Below are 19012 nucleotides of genomic sequence, written 5' to 3' on the forward strand. Positions count from 1 at the left end.
AGAAAGCTTCTAGATTTGCTCCATATATTATAAGATCCTTGAGAAAGAGGAAAGTTATGACATCAGACAAGATCTATAAAATTGTTCATGTAGTAGGCATTTCCAATGAAAGTATTCAGCAAGCGGTGCGCAACGCTATCGAAAGAGCGGGGAAAACTCTCCGTAACCTCGATTGGTTTGAGGTAAAAGAAATTCGAGGATCCATAAAAGATGGAGTGCCCACATTCCAGGTCGAGGTAAGAATTGGCTTTAGATTAGAAGACTCATAATGGCTATTATTTTGAGCAAATAAAGGGGGGGAAACGGGATAAGCAGGGTTTAGTAAATCACTTTTAGAGGAGATTTTTCCCAGTTTTTAAGGATAGAAAGGCCTTCTTCTCTCAAAAGCTGAATAGTTTGGAGCTTTCTTTGTTGAGGGGGTTTTTTTAGTTCTTCATAGAGCAAAGCGTCTTGGAAACCAATTTCTTGGGCATCTTCCTTGCAGCAAGCATAGTAAACCTTGCTTATGTGGGCCCAGTAAATCGCAGAAAAACACATAGGGCAAGGTTCACAGCTTGTGTATATAATTGATCTTTCCAAGTCAAAGGAAGAAAGCTTTTTTGCAGCTCTCCGAATAGCCAAAATTTCAGCATGAGCGGTAGGATCAAGGCTAGATAGAACTTCGTTGTGAGCAAGTCCTATAGCTTCCCCATCTAAGACGACTACAGCTCCAAATGGCCCTCCTTCTCCTCGTTCTGAGCCATATTGGGCTAATTTAAAAGCGAGTCTTAACCAGTAAAAGTGATCATCATTTCCTCTGATAGGGTTATCATCAATGTTATCCATAACGGGCAAAATTTAATCTTTTTAAGCTAAACATAAAAGGCAAAGCCTTATGAAAAAAACGATTAAAAAGTAATTCTTTTGTTTTTAAAATATCACTGAATGGATCTGTGCTTGAGGTTTGCATTCTTTAAAACAAATTCACACTTTTTTCTATCGATAAAAAAAAGAGCTGAGCTTTTCCCTTATTAGCGACTAAATTTAATCCCTCATCTCAGCTCGGAGCTTTTCAGGATTCTTTTTGTCATTTGTATCAACTAAAATTCATTTACGTGAAGTTGGGATGGCTAGAAATCACTATTTTTTCCATTGTTCTCACTGTTGTGATTTCAGCCCTCTTTGTCCGTGGGAAAGACTGGCTTGATCCTGGGTTTTGGGCAGTTTTTGCTATCGTGGGTTCCCTGATCATGTTTAGCGTTCTTTGGTTCTTGACTTTCGATACCTTAAAAAAGATGTCTTTGGGTTCTAAAAGAGTGCCTTCGCCGACTGTAATAAATCATAGGGTGGGATACGAATTTGATCCTGAAAGGAAAATTTATGTGCCTACGATAGGTGAAGAGGAGCCTTTTTTTGGTAAAAAATGGTCTGAAGACGAAGCTATTCAATTGATTACCAAGGGAAAACTAGCGATCCAGAGCAGAAATTGCATGGATTGCCATACTCTTTTAGGTAATGGTGCCTATTTTGCTCCTGATCTCACTAAGTCCTGGCTAGATCCAAAGTGGGAAACAATGATCAAACCCATGGTTGGAGCGCAAACAAAAGAAGAAGCAATAGCCAAATGGATTCAAAATCCGCAGTATTATGCCACTTGGCAAAGAAGGATGCCTAATCTGAAAATCAACGAAGAAGAGGCAAAGGCGATTGTTGGCTATCTCAAATTTATGTCTGCTATTGATACAAACGGTTTTCCGGATCATTTTGGAAAGTCTTCCTTAGCTTATTGATAGCCATATAGAATAGATGAAAAACAAAAATTTTCTTTATGAGTCTCAAAAACTAGCTTTCTGGTACTGGACATTAGCCCTCATCCTTTTTGGCTTCCAGCTCGTCTTTGGGCTTATCATCGCCTATCAATATATTCAGCCTGAATTTCTGCATAAAATTTTAAATTTTTCTATAGGCCGACTCTTGCATCTCAATGCGATGATTCTTTGGCTGCTTTTTGGTTTTATAGGTGGAATCTATTGGTTTTTGCCCATGGAAACAGAAAGAGAAATCGTTGGCCTGTTCTGGGCTAAAGTTGCTTTTGGACTCATTGCGGTGGCCGTTGGAATTGTGGTTGCCGTTTTTCTGCTGGTTCAAATAGGAAAAGCAGATTGGGTAACCCTATGGTTTATTACCGAGGGAAGAGAATATATTGAAGCACCCCGGTGGGCTGACATCGGGATAGTAGCTGTCTTTTCAATTATTTTTTTTAATGTATTTGCCACAATCTGGAAAGCCAAAAAACTCAAAGGGATTCTTTGGGTTTTAGTTATCGATTTGCTGGCCATTATTGGATTTTATATCGCTGGAATGTTTTTCACCCCTAATATTTCGGTGGATCAATTTTGGTGGTGGTGGGTTGTTCATCTTTGGGTAGAAGCGACATGGGAGGTGCTTGTTGGGGTTCTTGTGGCTTGGATCCTTATGTCTGTTTTAGGTACTCCAAGGAAAATCGTAGAGGGCTGGCTCTATTTAGAAGTTTTCCTTGTTTTTGGAACGGGGATATTGGGTCTGGGACATCATTATTTCTGGATTGGAGCACCCGAATATTGGTTGGGTATTGGAGGGTTTTTTTCGGCACTTGAGCCTCTGCCCCTTGTGGCTATGGTTGTCCATGCGGTATATGATGCTGGAGTTCATCGGTTAAAGACCGTCAATAAGCCTGCTTTTTTTTGGATAGTCTTCCAGTCTTTCGGTAATTTTGTGGGTGCTGGAGTATGGGGTTTTATGCACACGTTACCCCAAATCAATCTTTATAGTCATGGAACCCAGATTACAGCAGCTCATGGTCATCTTGCCTTTTTTGGAGCCTATGTGGCTACAAACATAGCTATGATTTATACTGCTCTTCAGAAAGTTCGGCTAAATGAAGGACAAATTCTTGATGGGGGGTTATGGAAATGGGCTTTTGTGAGTTTGATCATATCCATATTTGGAATCACTGCTCCATTAACGGTAGCTGGTTTTGCACAAACTTTTATAGAAAGGGCTGTGGGAGGATCGAGCTGGCAGGCTTATATTAATGGCCAGCTCCATCCATGGGTTAAAGAGTCTATGGTTTGGCGTTTTGGATTTGGTATAATGTTTTTTATTAGCTACTTGTTGCTTGTAATCGATCTTTTAAAAATTGGCAAGAAGCCAGCTATTGCCTAAGAAAGCTGTCTAGTTGCATCGATGAATGCTGAAACTATACTTAAAATGCTGATTGCAGGTTTTTCTTTTACCTTATCCGCCGGTTTATATGCATTTTTTTATGCCTTAGGTAGATTGAGCAATTCCTTTTTGTTGGAACTCTTTTCGTTTGTTTTTGCTTTCTTAATGATTCTCAGCGGGTTTTTTTTGGTCGTTTGTCCTGTTTTTACCCTTTTTTGGAAGCTCCTTTTGGTGTTTTCGATTTTTGCCTATTTAATTATACCCAAGGGAATGCTCTGGATTGTCAAAAAACTTCATCAAAAAGAAAAATAAATGCAGTCTCCCTTATCCAGACCTTAGCTGCAGGCTAGGCTACACAATCTCATCGTGGCCTTTTGAGCTGAATTGTTTCAAAGCAGCCGCTCAAAGCATCTTATCCAACAATTTGGATGGAGGTTCTCTCATAGAAGGAAATTAAAAAAAGAGGTTTTATTTTGTTTGTTAAAGTTTTAATATTTTTTGCATGGCAGATATGACTTTGACAGCTGTATATCCTTCTATCGAAGTGGCCGAGGAGGCGGTAAAACTTCTTGAGGAAAACCATTTTCCGGTCGAGAGGGTTTCAATTTTAGCTCAGGATCTTTCGAGTGAAAAAAAAGTCCATGGATATGTGAAAGCCGGAGACATAGCCAAATCGGGAGCTACAATTGGGGGATGGGTTGGCGGTCTTTTTGGAATACTGGTAGGAGCGGCGTTCATTTGGGTGCCAGGATTTGGACCTCTTATTGTTGCTGGGCCTCTTTCAGCCGCTTTACTTGGGGGCCTTGAAGGAGTGGTTGCAGGAAGTATAGCGGGAGCAACACTAGGATTTTTATCTGGATTAGGAATCGAAAAAAAACATATCTTGAAATTTGAAGAACATCTCAAGGCGGGTAAATACCTTTTGGTGGTTCAAGGGAGCCAAGAAGAAATAGAAAGAATCAAAAAAATTCTCGATGATACTCATCCCGTAGAAATTCAAGTTCATTAGCTTGTCGGGTCTAATTACCCTTTTTGCGATCACCCGTTTATTGTATTTGTCCAATAATTATTGACTGATTAGGGATGCAATGAATTTCATTTCAACTATGCGAGTTTGTTAAGCCTTTTTAAGAATTTTAAATTTTTACGAAATCATAATTAAATTTTATGGTTTTTTACAGATGACTGTCACTACGCTATGTTTTCGCTCAATGCCTTTAGGAGTTCTTAGTCTTTCAAGCCCCTTTTTAATCTCTTCGGTAATTTGAGGTTTATACTCTTGAGGGATTTGAGAAAGAAAATTGCCGAAGCTACTTGAAAGAAAAAATTCCAGAATCTGTTCAGCAGAATCAGAATAAAAAGAATCTTCGTTTATCTGGAACAGGGTTATGGACAAACCGCTTCTTTCAATTGTTCTTTTTATGTCCTGGGAACTTAAGGAAAATGGAGAAAAGACTTCTTCTTGAGGCTTATATCCAAGAATTTTTATGATTGCATTTTCGATGATTAAACGGATTGGATTTTTTTGATCTTTATCTCCGGTAGTCAGGCCAAGTTTTCCATTTTTTTTAAGAATCCTTTTTATTTCTCTCAGTGTATCTTCTTTTTTTTCAATCCAATGGAAAACACTATTGAGATAAACACAATCAAAAGATTGATCAGCAAATCTATACAGGTCATCTGACCCCCCGACCTCAAAAAAAAGGTTTGCTTTTGCTCTTTTTTTTGCAATTTCTATCCGACTTGCAAGAGGATCTATGCCTATGACCTTTCCTTTTGGCCCCGTTATATCCGAGACATACGAGGTCAGTTTACCGGTGCCACAACCAATGTCTAATACACAGTCAGCTGGCTTAATTCCTAATAGCTCGATCATTCTTAGACCATGGGCAAATTGTGAATCACTCAACTGGTCATATCTTTGAGCTAGCTCTTTTGTATCCTTATCCAAATAAACAATTTTCATATCTTCATTACTCAAAAAATAAATAACCTCATGCCTGAATAGGTTTCGATGGAGGATAATCTCTTGGAGTTGGTCTAGAACAAGTTTAACAAGTCTAAACAGCTAAATCGCTCTTTTTTCAAAAAAACGAATCAAAGCTTTACATTATGGGTAGATTTTTTTCTATTTCTTCCCAATCAATCACGTTAAAAAATTCTTCAATGTAGCCTTCTTTATCTTGACCAAAGTCTGGTTCATAAGCATGTTCGGCAAGATCAATAGCTATGAGGGTGCTCATTCCTGAAAAAGGGAAAGCATCTTCTCTGTTAGCCGGAATATTAAAAATTTTACCCGAATAGTGATCTAAAACTGTCCAAACCCATCCTGAAGCATGCAAGGCTTTGAGTTTAATGTCTAATTTGAAGTTTTGGATTGAACCAAAGTTTGCTTCTATGAGTTCCTTTATTTTTCCTTCGCAACTGCCATTTTTACGCAAGCAATTAAAATAGAGCTCATGGCTAGCAATCCTTCCGTAGAGTGAGAACCATTCTCCAATGTTGGAGATGATATTCTCGTTTTTGGAAAGTTCTTCAGCGGGTGCAGAAGATAGCCATCGACCCATGTATTGGGTGTATTCCTTTGCCAACGTATTGGCTTCTTCTAGAAGATTTTTGTATAAACTGACGTGGTTTGCCAAAGTCTTTGAGGATAGTTTACCAATACCGCTTTCAAACTTTTTTAAAAACGTATCGGATTGATCAACTATGAGTTTTAAGGATAAATGCTCAGCCATTTTTAAATTATATGAGCAAAAAAAAATTCTGCCTAGAAAAAAACCTTTCCTTCAAAGGGGTATTGTAAAGATGTTTTAAATCTGTTAATCGTCAATTTTCTTTTGTAGCAGACAGCAACAGTCTTTGGGCAAGCCTAACCGACTCCTCGTTTACTCCACCCAGCATTCTTGCTATTTCTCTTAAACGATCTTCAGCCACAATTTCCTTGAGGAGGACTCGAGTGGATTTTTCATCTTGTTCTTTTAGCACTTTAAAATGGGCATTGCCTCCGGCAGCCATAGAAGGAAGGTGGGTAATACAAAGGATTTGATGCCGTGCTGACAGTTCCCTTAATAAGGCGCTTACATTCCAGGCTATTTCTCCTCCAATGTTAGCATCGATTTCATCAAAAACAAGAATTGGAATGGGATCAACGGTAGCCAGAACAGTTTTGAGGGCCAGCATTACTCTGGCTGCTTCGCCACTGGATGCAATTTCTTTAAGAGGTTTAAGAGGCATACCCGGGTTAGGGGAAAAAAGAAATTCGATATCATCTTGACCAGAGGGACTTATTTTATCTTTTTTTTCAAAACTGATTGAAAAATCCGATTGTGCAAATCCCAGGGATTTAAGGACCTTTTGGATAGAAGATGTGAGTGTTTGAGCTGTTTTTTTACGCATCATGCTTAAAAGCGAAGCTTCTTTTAAAAGATTCTCTTTGGCTAGATTTTCTTCTTGGTTAAGGGATTGGATAAGCTTTTCTTCTTTTTCAGCTTGTGCGATTTCATCAATAATCTGGTTTTTCAACTGAATAATTTCTTCGATGCTTAAAGCAAATTTCCTTTTCAAATTTTGTAGAAAATTTTTCCTCTGTTCGAGTTTTTCCAGTTCATCGGGATCGATTTCAATTCTAGAAAAATAATCTTCAACGAGTCTATCGAGCTCTAATAAATCCCGGTTGGCGGACTGTTCTAAAGATATGGCTTGGGATCCGAATTGGGGATCAATTTTTTCAACAGTACAAAGCAGCTTATGGAGAGTAGATAGGGATGATAGAATTGAAGGATTGTTCTGAGAAAGGATAGAACGCAACTGCGTAATACAATCACACAGTTTCCAACCGGCCCTCGCTAAGTTTAATTTGTTGTCAATCTCATTTTCCTCTCCGCAAACAAGATTTGCGGCATTAATTTCAAAAAGTTTACGGTTTAGATCCTGCTTTTTTTTAAGCAGCTCTTCCAAAGAAAATGATTCCTTTTTCTTTAATAGTTTTTGGTAATTTTCATAGGCATTTTTTACTCGCAAAACATGCTGCTCTAAACCCCCAAAACTATCGAGCAGTTTGAGTTGGATTTTTTTATCAAACAGGGATTGGTGGTCATGAGGACCAAGAACATCAATGAGGTTTTCGCCAATCTCTTTTAAAAGCGAAAGGGGGATAAGAGCTCCATTTATAAATTGACGAGTTGATCCTGTGGGACGGATTTCCCTTCTAAGAACAAAAAAAGGGTTATCAACTTCTTCAATTCCTCTTTCTTGGCATAAGCTCGACACTCTTTCCCAACATTCCCCGGATAATTGGAATTCTCCTTCGACCAAGCCTGTTTTTTCTTTATTTTTAAGGAATGAAAGAAGAGACTTCTCTCCTGTTAATAACTTCAAGCAATCAATGATGATGGATTTTCCTGCCCCTGTTTCTCCTGTTAAAACATTAAGTCCAGGAGCAACAGACCATTCAAGCTCATCAATAAGGGCTAGATTTTCGATCCTTAGTTTGAGCAACATGTAAGTGTCATATTAAAAAAAAAGGATCTTCGTTCAAGTTTCCTGTAATTCAGGGGATGGATCTCCTTTCTTTTTGCCGAGCAAATAAGACCAGATGAAAGAATCGAGATCCCCATCAAGAACTTCTTCAACCTGGGATTGGGTTAGCCCTGTTCTCAAGTCCTTAACCATCTTATACGGTTGTAAGACATAGGAACGAATTTGTCTTCCCCAGCCAATTTCTCCTTTTTGGCCATAGATTCTTTCCATTTCTGCTCTTTTTTTGTCTTTTTCTAGTTCATAAAGCCGTGAGCGCAGTATCTTCATTGCTGTTGCCTTGTTCTGGATTTGGCTTCTTTCATTTTGGCAAACAACGACTATACCGGTGGGTAAATGGGTAATGCGCACTGCAGAATCCGTGGTATTAACTCCTTGGCCCCCATGGCCTCCAGATCGAAAGACATCTATGCGTAGATCACTATCTTTAATATCAATTTCAATGCTTTCGTCCACTTCAGCTACAACATCAACAGAAGCAAAAGAAGTCTGTCTTTTGCCTTGTGCATTAAAAGGTGAAATTCTGACCAGGCGGTGGACACCCCGCTCTGCTTTGAGATAACCATAGGCATAACTTCCAGATACAAGAATAGAAGCTGATTTAATGCCCGCTTCTTCCCCAGGAAGAATGTCAATCAGGCTGACTTTATAACCATGTCTTTCAGCATATCTTTGGTACATCCGTAAAAGCATGGCAGCCCAATCACAGGCTTCGGTTCCTCCTGCCCCAGAATGAATTGATAAAATCGCATTTTTCTGATCCATTGGGTCGGAAAGAACAAGTCTGACCTCTAGACTTTCGAGAAGCCTAGAATAATCATTGATTTCTTTTTCTAGCTCTATTTCTAGAGAGGGATCTTCACTTTCTTTTAAGAGATCAAAAAGAGCTTCTATATCTTTTAGCCGGCTATAGACAGTTTGGTAATCGGTCAGTTTGGCTTTGAGTTCTTTTGCTCTGGATAAGGCTTTTTCAGCTTTTTCAGGTGCCTGCCAAAAACCAGGATCTGTCATCTGCTTTTCTAAGTGCTGGAGTTCTTTTTCAATCTGTTGAGGGTCAAAGAAACCCCCTTAAGACAACAACCCTTTGATTCAGTTCAGAAAGTTTATCGGCGATAAGTTTAAGGTCTATCATGGATTAAACCTATCTTATTCAAATCCTAAAGACAACTGCTTAAGAACCTTTGGTTTTTAAAAAATCTTCCTTATTTAAATTGACTGAAGGATGGGAGTCTCTTTTTTCTCTAGTGAGCTTCTGAATGGCCTTGTGAATCCTTTTTAGAGTAAAATCGACGTTATCAAGATTTTTTTCTACCTGGTAGAGATTTCCAGACTTGTCATAAATTAAAATCTGGGTGGTGTTCTTGGGCACACCGAAGTCTTGGCTTAGCTTGCCGTTATAGTCCAGGACAGGAAAGGGCCTGGAGTGATCATTAAAATGCTTTTTAATATGGGAAAGAGCCATGGCTTTAAAAAAACCGGCGTGAGCTATATCTTCGACTAAAATAAGGGCAACGTTATTGGGAAGTTTTGACTGTGGGTCTTCTGCCAGAAGCTTTGCCCATTTTTCCTGTTTTCTGCCTTGACTCATGTTAGGTACCGAAACGATAAAAACAGAAACTTTTCCAGAAAACTGTTCTTTGGAATGTTTCTTGCCCATGGGATCGATTAAGGTTGTAAAAGGAAGATGGCGGGCATATCCATCGTAATAAGTTGGGCTATGCAAAGAAGACCTCTCCGTTGCCATAAGGGAAACAATGGGTATAAGAAAACAAAGAAAGACTAAGCTATAATTTTCAAAATTAAAACTGTTTCTCATGGGTAAGGCAACTGCTTTTCTGCTGATTGGCTAAATTACTCTTAAGGGTATTCTTCAAGGTTATAAACGAGACTAAAGAGTCCATGGAAGGAAAAATAAAGCTTTCTTTTTGAAAAAAACAAATTCTGTTTGTTTTGTTGTGGAAAAGTCTTAGCTTAATTAGTTTTTTTGAAAAGCTATTTCGTTTTTATGGAGCTAGATTATACAAAAAACGAAGAACCCCACTTTTCCCATCTTTCTTCTTCGGGTGAAGCAAGAATGGTTAAAGTGTCTGAAAAACCAGAACAAAAAAGGACCGCTATTGCTGAAGGGTTTATAGCTCTTTCGCAACGAACCCTTGAACTGTTAAAAGCAAAAGCTATTCCTAAAGGAGATGTTTTAACCGTTTCTAAAATTGCTTCAATCATGGCTGCAAAGAAGACGGCGGAATTTATTCCTTTGGCGCATCCTATTGGACTGACTTTCGCGGATACCACTTTTGAAATTGAAGATAAGGGAATAAAAGTGGTTGCGACGGCTGAGTCTGTTTCCAAGACAGGGGTAGAGTTAGAAGCTTTAGTAATGGTTTCTATAGCTCTCTTGACTCTTTATGACATGTGTAAGGCGGTTGATAAATCGATGATTATTGGGCCTATCAAGCTTGTAGAGAAAAAGAAGGAATGAAAATTGGACGCATAACGCTGAGTGATCGCGCTTCTGCAGGGATATATAAGGATAAAAGTGGACCTGAAATAGAAAGAGTTATCAAAAATCTCTTTGCAGAACCTCTTGAGTTTGTATCCGTATTGATCCCTGATGATAAAGATCAGATCGTTTCTGAATTAAGCCGGCTTGTAGACGAACTGGATTGTCCTCTTGTTTTGACTACAGGGGGTACGGGGCCCAGTTTGAGGGATGTGACCCCTGAAGCGACAAAACTTGTCCTGGATAAAGAACTTCCTGGATTTGGAGAAATTATGAGAATGGAGTCTTACAAAAAGGTTAGGACAGCAATTCTGTCGCGAGCCACAGCGGGTATCAGGAAACGCTCCCTGATCATCAACTTGCCGGGCAATCCTTCGGCTATTTCTGAATGCTTATCCTTGCTTGGCGAAGCGATTGCCGAATGTTTAGACCACATTCGAGGCTATAGACCCGCTTTGGCCAGTAAGCCTACAAAGAATGGTGGACCGAGTTGATGCTGAAGAAAAGTTGACATTGTAAAAAATTCCATAAACATAACGAAGGGGGGGCAACTGGATTTATGGAGATAAAAGAGAGGAGGGAGCTGGATTTGAGCTCAAGATTGCGGTAATGGGATTTTAAATGAATGAACGAAAGGAAAGATATTTTTTTTATTTTCTAAAAACTACCTATGAACGAAGAGAGTAAACCTACAGTTTTTGAAATTGAAGAAGGTAACAAGTTATTACCTCGATTTGATCTACATGAGTTCCTTCCCTGTATAACACTTGATGCTGACACGGGGGAAGTGCTTATGTTAGGTTACATGAATAGAGAAGCATTAGAGAAAACGATAAAAACCGGTCTTGCAACCTATTATAGCCGATCACGTAAGAAAATTTGGGTCAAAGGAGAAGAGTCAGGTTTCTTTCAGCATGTTAAAGACATTTTTATTGACGATGATCAAGATACGATACTTTTAAAAGTCAAGGTTGATGGAGGTGCGTCTTGCCATGTAGGCTATAGAAGTTGTTTTTATAGGAAGTTAAAAAAGGGGAGTAACGAAGAGCTAGAATTTACTGAAACACATAAGGTCTTTGATCCTAAAATCGTTTATAAACACGCTTAAATTCAAATCATTCTGGTTATTCCCAATCTACCCATCGAACCATTTCTTGAAGCCTGGTCCTTCCATCATGATGCCAGAAAGCGGCAGGCTGTTGCATGCTCCCGATGGGGCAAAATCTGGATGTAGCTGACTCTATAAAAATCGAAATGATGTTTTCGGGCATTTTTTCAAATACCCCAACCGTACTGATCATGCCTTTTATGGGTTTAAGCCAATCTTCAAGTTTCGATTTTTCAATCAGGTCTACATAGATAGTGCGGTAGCCGCAGGTTGGTTCGAAAATAGGGCTTTTTCTTAGGATGACTGTCCATGGGTTGGGTTCCAAAAGACTGCTTTCCCATAAAGCCCATCCTAATGCTTTAGCACAATCTCTATGTTGCTTGATGGCGGCAAGTTCATCGATATCTAGGGATTGGCTTTGGATGGACATGTCCTGTCTGAGGCTATCAGCAAGGACTTGACAAAAAGATTCTATTTTTTCACTAGAAGAGTTTTCTTCGATAAGGATCGATTGGGGAGAAAGACAACCTAATTGGCTGTAAAGACTAATGTCACGGCTGATCAGCGCCATTTTTTCCCGATTAACTTCTTCGACTCTACCTGCCCAAATAAGGCTTACTTTATGCCCATGACCAATAAACCTTTTATGCGTAGGGGTAAGGTTTTTAAAATATTCGATTGTTTTTTGTTGTCCGAAAACCACAATGCAATCGGAGTTTTCAAAAGCATTTATATTGAACTCGTCATAGAGTTCAACTTTATGCTGTAATTTTTGGGGAAGAGAAGAGACAAAACGAAAAAGGGAATTTTTAACAGGCTTTGGACATTGAACTGCATTGAAAGATCCCAAAAGAAGCCCGAGCAAAAGGCTCTGGTACCCTGCTATGGGAGTGTTGGCTGCAAGCACATGATAGATTTGTGAAGGAGCAATCGCTTTTGTTTTTCCATGACCATAAGAAAAAAATTCATCCAAGGCTGTTAAACTTTTAAGTTCAAGCTCTAAAAGGGCAGCAAGATCTTCTTTGCCCTTGAATCCGGTCTCGGGGAAAAGCTTGCAGACTTCGTCAAGCAGCTCAATTCTCTCCAGAGTATGCATGATTCGATTTTTTTTTTGAAAATTTTTAATTTTTAAAAAGAGGACATTTCTTCGAAACTTAATGAACATCCTCTTGGAGTAGCTTTTATCGACCTGCCTAAAAGAAAGAAGCTTTTTGGGGTTCTTATACCGATATCCAATGTTTGGATGCATAAGACAGAGTCAACATTGGCAAGGTCAATCCAGCGAATCAATCCTCTTTGACCTACTTGACACTCTTGATCAGTTCGAGGATCAATAATGAGGACTCTGGCCCATGGGGGAAGCTGAAATTCCCCGTCATATCCACGCGAATAAGCCTGAGTAGACAATTCTGTCATCCCGTATTCACTCACTATTTGATCTTGAGGTAAACCAAAATAAGAAGAAAGTCTTAGGTAAAATTCTTTTCTGTCAACTTCTCTGTGTTTTCCTTTCATGCCACCTGTTTCAAGGATGAAAGAACCTTGAGGGAGAATCATTGGATCATTAGGCTCGTTGTCCATGAGATAAGCAAAGCTGAAAGCCGTTCCGCAGACTCCTACTTTTCTATTGGCGATGATCTGTTCGGTGAGCGTTTGCCTAAAGGATTTGGTTTGTAATACGTTGTTTTTGATCCAAAAATGGGAAGGAAAGGGATTTTTCTCCGCCCAGAACGAGAACATGGCAGATAGGGAAGAGTGGGGTTCTTCTTTGGAGGAAGGGACTAGAAAATGCAGATGAACCTGATCTATGGGGATTTCCGCTTGCACAGCTCCAAGCACTGAGATAGCTTTGTAAACCGTATTGTCCAGAAAATTATGTTTTCCCCTTGCTCCAGAAGTAGTCCCGCTAGATAGATAGTAAAAGCCAGCTTTATTTATGTCATGGCAAAAAACAGTTGTTTTTTTAAAAAGTTCTTGAGGGAGAGCTGGAATATCTCTCCAAGATGAAATATCTTGCGGAAAACATTGGCAAAAAGTTTTATAGACAGCGCAATGGTTTTTTTGAAATTCAAACAAAAACAAGGCTAGGTTATCAAAATTTTGAGGATTTTTTCTTAGAGAAACAATCTGGTCAATCCACCATCGCCTATTACAAGGATCTTGAAAAAAACTTGCGGGCAGTTTTTTAGCTTTTTCTTTCATTTTTTTAAGAGAGAAATAAACTAGTTTTAAATATAGCGGTTTTTTGGGGAAATTCTCTTTAAATCCCGAGTACGGCCAATGCAAAACAAAAATGACCAGACTTTTTTGTCTCCTTCTATTAGCCTTGACGGAGAGTTATGGGTAAAAGATAAGGCGGTTGTCAATTGTCATTTTCATGGAAAGATAAGAGTAGATGGAAAATTAGAGATTCTTTCTGGAGCTGTGATTGAAGGAGAAGTTTATGCACAAGCCATAGAAATTGATGCAGGAGCGACAATCAATGGGAAAATAGTAATCGGAAAAAGAAATCTAAACAGTTAATGCACTTTATTCATCTAAAGGATTTGAATAAAAAAACACAAATCGTCTGTTGCCCTTTTTGTGGGAATACTCAAACTGAGTCCAAATGGGCCCTATCAACTCTTTGTAAAAAATGTGGCCATTATATAGGTTTAGCCTCCAAGAAAGAAGACCATCTTTTTAGTTCTGTCTCTTTATTGCCAAAAACTCGCGAGTTGACCTGTCCTTATTGTAACCATTCTCAGAAAATTTATGCTGAAGCAATTTCTGTGGGATGTTCCCATTGTGGAGCTTATCTTTATGTGGAGAATCTCTATGTAAAGGGTAAAATAAAAAGGAAACTTTCTACGCTTGGAGATATCCAATTTGGTCACGGTTCAGAGTACTCAGGGCCAGCAGTACAGGGAAGAAAAATATGGGTTAGGGGGATTATTCATGCCTCTATCAAGGCATTGGAAGAAATAGAATTCTCTTCTAAATGCATGGTCAAGGGGATAGTCCATTCTCCTCGAGTAGTCATTAACCGGTTTTGTTCTGTCAAAGTCAAAGAGATTATTAGTCGAGAGCTTATCGTGAAAGGGGTAGTTGAGTGTGAAAAGCTCATAGCGCGGGATTTCCTAAAAATTGAGTCTTTTGGTCATTTAACCACAGAAAAAATATTGACTAATAGGCTAGTTGCTGAACCTTTTTCTCATTTAGAAGCCGAATTTAAAACTTATTCTTCTCTTTGCCCTCAAGGGCAAAAAAACTTCGTTGAGCTGGGTGAAGAAAGACTATTTTGGATTTGAAAAAGGTTTGATTTATACCCATTGTTGTGCTTTGGTATATCACTTTATCTGGAGGAAAAGAGATGTCCCAACATAGAAGTTATCGTAGTGGTTCGTTGCTTGCAGCTAAAAGAAATGTTCTTAAAAGATACGAAAGAATTAATATATTAAAGAAACAGGGAAAATGGAAGGATGGAGATAAAGTCCTTGGGTTACCCAAGACAAAACCGGTTTGATTTGGAGACAAGCTAGTCATTATATAAGCCCAAATGAAAAGCCGATAGCAGTTTATATTTTCAAACTTGACCCATTATCATTTTTCCAGCAGTTCAAAATAGTCGGCTACAGGGGACCGGATAAAAGAAAATTGTTTATGTGCTAAGCTTACTTTCTTGCTCATTTGGATCTCTTTTGCAGTAAGCTTAATGGGTTCTTTTGAGCCAAAAAGAATAATCCGTTGAGGATATCGCTGGCATAATTGTGGAATGCCTAGTCCATAACGAATATGGATCTCTCCAGTTATAACACAGACTGTCCTTTTTATTCCAAGAGGAGATTGAAGGAAGTTTGTGATTTGCTTAGCCATAAAGGCTTCTCTTACCCTTTGGGCCTCTATAGCATAGGCTATCCTTTTGTTATCCATGAAAGAATGAACGGATAAAAAGGGCGATAAAAAATTTCTGTAGAGAGAAGATAGGGAAGTCAGGGGATAAAGTTCTTTTTCTTTTTCAGTCAGGGAGCTATAGCCGTATTTTGCAATTCGGGAAGGTATAGAGTGGCTAATGTCTATTCCTATAATAGGAATATGATGTTTTTGAGCAAAAAGGCAGAGGGGACGATAATCAAGATAATTGGGCCATTTTTTTTGCCAGCTAATCATTGCTGAAAATTGGTCAAAACTTAACTGACCTTGTATAAACCGATTAATGTAGGCTTGATCTTTGGCTTCCAAAGATTCCAGAGCTAAAGCAAGAGGCACATGCCTCTTGTTAAGCAGTCGCAGAATATCTAACTGGGCTTTATGATGGCTTTTCAAGGTATGCACCTCTCCTAGATAAATGATCCTTGATCGGGAAAGGTCGCTCAAGACTTCTTGCTGATCTACAAGAGTACCATGCAAAAGGTCTAACCAGCTGTTTGCTGTGGCCAATGCTTTTGTGAGAGCACACAGCTGGAGTAAACAAATAATAAAGAGCCTGTTCACAAAAAAGTATAAAGAAAATTAGCTATGATAAGATAAAGAGTTGTGATCAACCAAAGCCTCAATTTTTTCTATTGATAACTCTTCCCATCCGTCAACAACGATATCCGCTCTTTCCAAGCTTTTTTTGGGTCTTGTGGTTGTCAAAGCGACTACATGCATTCCGGCAGCGATTGCGGACTCTACCCCAACAGGGGCATCTTCAAACACGACACAATGGCTTGGCGGATAACGCAGTTTCTGGGCCGTTAAGAGATAGGGCATGGGACTGGGTTTGCTTTCCTTGACATCTTCAGCGCAGACGAACTGCCCAAAATAAGAGCTAAGCCCAAGTTGTTGTAACACAAATGAAATGTTGGTTTTTGTTGTCGAAGAGCATATAGCCATGGGAATATTTTTCTCTTTTAAAGAGAAAAGAAAGTCTTTTATCCCTTTTACCAGATGAAGTCCTTCTTCAGTTACAATTTTTTTGTAGAGCTCTTCTTTTCTTTTTGCAAGTCGGTTAATCTCATCCAAGTTTTGAGCCCAGCCTAGATATTCAGAAATGATCTTTTCATTTTTCATTCCAAATGTTTTTTCCATAAAATCCTGGTCGATCTCTTTACCTAATTCGGCTGCAAGAAGGCTCCAACTTTTTTCATGCTGTTTTAAAGAGTCAACGATGACCCCATCCCAATCGAAAAGAGCAGCCCATGGAGGATAGACTGAATGTTTTTCCATAAAAAACGATTGTAGGTTTGACGAACTCAAATGAGTTTGCAAATAAAAAACAATCTATTTTGAGCAAAACATTAGGTTCTAAAACAAGAATATTATTATTGTTAATCTGTTTTTGGACAATCTTTATTTTGCTTTCTCTTTTTTTTTGCCTGGATTTGTGGGCAATTCAACCAAAAAGCAAGTCAGGGAACCCAGACAATAAAAAGGCAAAAGACTATAAACTCAAAGGGCTCTATTCTTTTTATTCTAATCACAACAGTGTTGCCATTAAGTATTTAAAGAAAAGTTTGTTATCAACAGCTGAAGATAAAGAACTGTGCGAACTCGTTGCCTTAGCCTATCTAAGGCAAAACGACAATCAAGAGGCAGCCTTTTGGTTTGAAAAGGCAAAACTCTGGTCTATGGCTTCTTTTTATAGGCAGATAAGCCATCCTTTTGAAGTTTTGCCCGGTTGTGAAAGCGCTCAATTGGCTTTCATGGACTCGTCCTATCCTTTTTATCCCATTGTCGAGGTGAAGATGAACAACCAGAGCTTTTTATTTTTGATCGATACGGGTTCTTCAACAACTCTTGTGGATATGCAGCTAGCACATAAGCTGGGAATAAATGGAAAAGAACATTCGCAGTTAGTTTTGAGTAATGGTAAGCAAACAAAGGCCCTGTTGGGTACGATTGAGAGTATGAGTTTAGGACAATGGGTAATCAAAAATGTTCCCGTTCTTATTGTTGAGGAACTGCATCGAAAATCGAATGGCAAAGAGTGTAATTTTCAAGGTGTTCTAGGGATGGATTTTTTGTCTCGGTTCAATCTTCTTTTGGATTATCCGGCTCGTAAGGTTAAATTTCATAGAAAAAATAGACATGCAGCAGGTCTTGTTCCAGCAGGGTCTAGGCTCGTTGCAAAAATTCCTTTATTGCTCAGTCCTCAAGGACTTTGTCTGCTACAAGGAAAATGCAACTCCAAGGTCATTTTCTTTCTTTTTGATACCGGTTCAAGAGATTATCCCCTGGAATTCTATAAGGAGTCGAGCAAAGAGTTTAAGTTCTCAGAGGGATCTTCAGGTTATCTTTTGGATCATTTACATTTTGGTTCAATAACGATCCATAAAGCAAAGGGCATTTTTACTTCAGTTCCTTTCGGAATATCTTATCCAGCAGAAATCCCTTTCTGCGGGATAATCGGCAATAGTTTGTTTCACCGCTACAAAGTGCTGTTGGATTTTGATAGAATGGTCATGGAACTTTTTTTATAAAGTGAGAAGATTAAAGAAAAAAATGGGCAGACAGGGATTCGAACCCTGAACCAAGTGCTTAAAAGGCACCTGCTCTACCGTTGAGCTATCTGCCCTCGATTCAAACAATTTATTTTTTTTCAAAAAATTGTCTAAAAAAATTCAGTGATTAGGCTCTTTTCTTATATGAAAATAATATAGTTTTTGTCTATATAAAAGATATAGTTCTGAAAACTCTCATTTATGAAGAATACCACAACGATATCTCTGGCTGATTGTCAAAGTCAAAAAGACCATAGGAAAATTAAGATAAATAGGGTAGGGGTTAAAGGGCTTAAATATCCGATAGAGGTTCGAGATAAAAATTTCGAGAGCCAGCATACGGTCGCGACTGTGTCTCTTATGGTTGATCTGCCGCATCATTTTAAAGGCACCCATATGAGTCGGTTTGTAGAAGTCCTTAATTCCCATGGCCGAATGGTTCATGTAAGCAATGTTTTTTCAATCGTTCATGAACTTCAAAAGAAATTGCATGCTGAAACGGCCCATATTATTCTTGAGTTTCCCTATTTCATAGAAAAAAAAGCACCGGTAACCGGTTCAAAAGGGCTAGTCGATTATTGGGTTAGGTTCGAAGCGGCTGCATATCTTAATGAGACCGATTTTGTAATGTGGGTTACTGTTCCTGTGACGACTTTATGCCCTTGTTCAAAGGCGATTAGTGAGCGTGGAGCCCACAACCAGCGGGGTTATGTTTCAGTCGCTTTAAGATTTAACCATACAATTTGGATCGAAGATGTCATTGAGATGGTTGAATCCTCGGCAAGTAGTCCTATTTATTCTCTTCTCAAGAGACCCGATGAAAAGTATGTGACGGAGCAGGCTTTTGATAATCCGGTATTTGTAGAAGATCTTGTTCGTAATGTTGCTCTTAGGTTCAATGCCAACCAAGACATTTTCTGGTATAGAATTGAAGCTGAAAACATGGAAAGTATTCATAACCATGCCGCTTATGCCTGTGTGGAAAAAGGAGAATTACCCTAGTGCAAAGGCTGCTTTCTGAAAGCCTTTATGAAAAAAGAAAAAAGTGTATTTTTGTTGCATATTTTTTAGATTAAGTTTAGAATATATCATTTGAGATCCTTGGGGGAGCCCTAATGGCTGAGAGGTTTCCCTTTAAATTGGAGGGAAACGACCCTATGAACCTGATCCGGATAATGCCGGCGGAGGGAAGGATGAACGTTCTTTTTTTGATCTTAG

The 19012-nt window shown here is 38.9% G+C and carries 23 protein-coding genes, 1 tRNA gene and 1 riboswitch; of the genes, 13 read left to right on the plus strand and 11 right to left on the minus strand.

Going from position 1 to position 19012, the window contains the following annotated elements; genetic code table 11:
- Positions 1-56: 56 nt before the first annotated feature.
- Positions 57-269, plus strand: a complete 213-nt coding sequence (locus IT6_RS06620; RefSeq protein WP_134439782.1) for a dodecin — start codon at positions 57-59, stop codon at positions 267-269.
- Positions 270-318: 49 nt separating this feature from the next.
- Here IT6_RS06620 and IT6_RS06625 read toward each other — a convergent pair whose 3' ends face one another.
- Positions 319-825, minus strand: a complete 507-nt coding sequence (locus IT6_RS06625) for a nucleoside deaminase (protein WP_134439783.1) — start codon at positions 823-825, stop codon at positions 319-321.
- A 269-nt stretch (positions 826-1094) separates the two neighbouring features.
- Here IT6_RS06625 and IT6_RS06630 point away from each other — a divergent pair, with 269 nt between their 5' ends.
- The 4 genes from IT6_RS06630 (at position 1095) to IT6_RS06645 (ending at position 4192) form a co-directional block, all read left to right on the plus strand.
- Positions 1095-1769 (plus strand): c-type cytochrome, encoded by a 675-nt coding sequence (locus tag IT6_RS06630; protein ID WP_134439784.1) that lies wholly within the window; start codon positions 1095-1097, stop codon positions 1767-1769.
- A 16-nt stretch (positions 1770-1785) separates the two neighbouring features.
- Positions 1786-3183: a cbb3-type cytochrome c oxidase subunit I gene (locus IT6_RS06635; protein ID WP_134439785.1), complete on the plus strand. Its 1398-nt coding sequence runs from the start codon at positions 1786-1788 to the stop codon at positions 3181-3183.
- 21 nt (positions 3184-3204) lie between these two features.
- The gene (locus IT6_RS06640) at positions 3205-3495 is read left to right on the plus strand and encodes a hypothetical protein (protein WP_134439786.1); all 291 of its coding nucleotides are present in this window, start codon (positions 3205-3207) and stop codon (positions 3493-3495) included.
- Between the two features lie 190 nt (positions 3496-3685).
- A complete protein-coding gene (locus IT6_RS06645; RefSeq protein ID WP_134439787.1) occupies positions 3686-4192 on the plus strand; it encodes a general stress protein in 507 nt (168 codons plus the stop codon).
- Between the two features lie 156 nt (positions 4193-4348).
- Here the strand turns inward: IT6_RS06645 and IT6_RS06650 are convergent, their stop codons facing one another.
- The 5 genes from IT6_RS06650 to IT6_RS06670 form a co-directional block, all read right to left on the minus strand.
- Positions 4349-5149, minus strand: coding sequence for a class I SAM-dependent methyltransferase (locus IT6_RS06650; protein ID WP_206825676.1), 801 nt, complete (start codon positions 5147-5149; stop codon positions 4349-4351).
- 139 nt (positions 5150-5288) lie between these two features.
- Positions 5289-5921, minus strand: a complete 633-nt coding sequence (locus IT6_RS06655) for a superoxide dismutase (RefSeq protein WP_134439789.1) — start codon at positions 5919-5921, stop codon at positions 5289-5291.
- Between the two features lie 91 nt (positions 5922-6012).
- Positions 6013-7686, minus strand: coding sequence for a DNA repair protein RecN (gene recN, locus IT6_RS06660; protein WP_206825685.1), 1674 nt, complete (start codon positions 7684-7686; stop codon positions 6013-6015).
- A 33-nt stretch (positions 7687-7719) separates the two neighbouring features.
- Positions 7720-8854 (minus strand): peptide chain release factor 2 gene (prfB, locus tag IT6_RS06665; protein WP_242524135.1). Its coding sequence is split into 2 segments (ribosomal slippage): positions 7720-8778 and positions 8780-8854, totalling 1134 coding nucleotides; the frame shifts between segments, so codons are not numbered across the junction.
- A 39-nt stretch (positions 8855-8893) separates the two neighbouring features.
- Positions 8894-9538, minus strand: a complete 645-nt coding sequence (locus IT6_RS06670) for a hypothetical protein (RefSeq protein WP_242524136.1) — start codon at positions 9536-9538, stop codon at positions 8894-8896.
- Positions 9539-9727: 189 nt separating this feature from the next.
- Between IT6_RS06670 and moaC the strand changes: the two genes are divergently transcribed.
- From moaC to hisI, 3 genes are all read left to right on the plus strand, one after another.
- On the plus strand, positions 9728-10201 hold the full coding sequence (moaC, locus tag IT6_RS06675; RefSeq protein WP_134439792.1) for a cyclic pyranopterin monophosphate synthase MoaC: 474 nt from the start codon (positions 9728-9730) through the stop codon (positions 10199-10201).
- Positions 10198-10716, plus strand: a complete 519-nt coding sequence (mog, locus tag IT6_RS06680) for a molybdopterin adenylyltransferase (RefSeq protein ID WP_134439793.1) — start codon at positions 10198-10200, stop codon at positions 10714-10716. Before moaC ends, mog begins: the two co-directional genes overlap by 4 nt.
- A 176-nt stretch (positions 10717-10892) precedes the next feature.
- Entirely contained in the window at positions 10893-11330 is a 438-nt protein-coding gene (hisI, locus tag IT6_RS06685; RefSeq protein ID WP_206825688.1) for a phosphoribosyl-AMP cyclohydrolase, read from the plus strand.
- Between the two features lie 16 nt (positions 11331-11346).
- Here hisI and IT6_RS06690 read toward each other — a convergent pair whose 3' ends face one another.
- The gene (locus tag IT6_RS06690) at positions 11347-12426 is read right to left on the minus strand and encodes an acyl-CoA reductase (RefSeq protein WP_242524137.1); all 1080 of its coding nucleotides are present in this window, start codon (positions 12424-12426) and stop codon (positions 11347-11349) included.
- 32 nt (positions 12427-12458) lie between these two features.
- On the minus strand, positions 12459-13532 hold the full coding sequence (locus tag IT6_RS06695; protein ID WP_134439796.1) for a LuxE/PaaK family acyltransferase: 1074 nt from the start codon (positions 13530-13532) through the stop codon (positions 12459-12461).
- A gap of 78 nt (positions 13533-13610) precedes the next feature.
- Here IT6_RS06695 and IT6_RS06700 point away from each other — a divergent pair, with 78 nt between their 5' ends.
- From IT6_RS06700 to IT6_RS06710, 3 genes are all read left to right on the plus strand, one after another.
- Positions 13611-13853, plus strand: a complete 243-nt coding sequence (locus IT6_RS06700) for a bactofilin family protein (protein ID WP_134439797.1) — start codon at positions 13611-13613, stop codon at positions 13851-13853.
- Positions 13854-13876: 23 nt separating this feature from the next.
- Positions 13877-14620: a polymer-forming cytoskeletal protein gene (locus IT6_RS06705; RefSeq protein WP_242524138.1), complete on the plus strand. Its 744-nt coding sequence runs from the start codon at positions 13877-13879 to the stop codon at positions 14618-14620.
- A gap of 62 nt (positions 14621-14682) precedes the next feature.
- The gene (locus IT6_RS06710; RefSeq protein ID WP_134439799.1) at positions 14683-14835 is read left to right on the plus strand and encodes a small basic protein; all 153 of its coding nucleotides are present in this window, start codon (positions 14683-14685) and stop codon (positions 14833-14835) included.
- A 77-nt stretch (positions 14836-14912) separates the two neighbouring features.
- Here IT6_RS06710 and IT6_RS06715 read toward each other — a convergent pair whose 3' ends face one another.
- Entirely contained in the window at positions 14913-15803 is an 891-nt protein-coding gene (locus tag IT6_RS06715; RefSeq protein WP_206825693.1) for a ChaN family lipoprotein, read from the minus strand.
- Between the two features lie 18 nt (positions 15804-15821).
- Entirely contained in the window at positions 15822-16520 is a 699-nt protein-coding gene (locus tag IT6_RS06720) for an HAD family hydrolase (RefSeq protein WP_134439801.1), read from the minus strand.
- Positions 16521-16579: 59 nt separating this feature from the next.
- Here IT6_RS06720 and IT6_RS06725 point away from each other — a divergent pair, with 59 nt between their 5' ends.
- Entirely contained in the window at positions 16580-17773 is a 1194-nt protein-coding gene (locus IT6_RS06725; protein WP_206825694.1) for a retropepsin-like aspartic protease, read from the plus strand.
- A 23-nt stretch (positions 17774-17796) separates the two neighbouring features.
- Here IT6_RS06725 and IT6_RS06730 read toward each other — a convergent pair.
- Positions 17797-17868: transfer RNA gene (locus IT6_RS06730), tRNA-Lys, on the minus strand.
- A gap of 127 nt (positions 17869-17995) precedes the next feature.
- Between IT6_RS06730 and folE2 the strand changes: the two genes are divergently transcribed.
- Positions 17996-18796: a GTP cyclohydrolase FolE2 gene (gene folE2, locus IT6_RS06735; protein ID WP_134439803.1), complete on the plus strand. Its 801-nt coding sequence runs from the start codon at positions 17996-17998 to the stop codon at positions 18794-18796.
- A 90-nt stretch (positions 18797-18886) separates the two neighbouring features.
- A riboswitch (TPP riboswitch) is annotated at positions 18887-19001 on the plus strand.
- Positions 19002-19012 lie beyond the last annotated feature (11 nt).

This window comes from Methylacidiphilum caldifontis (assembly GCF_017310505.1).
Classification (GTDB): domain Bacteria; phylum Verrucomicrobiota; class Verrucomicrobiia; order Methylacidiphilales; family Methylacidiphilaceae; genus Methylacidiphilum; species Methylacidiphilum caldifontis.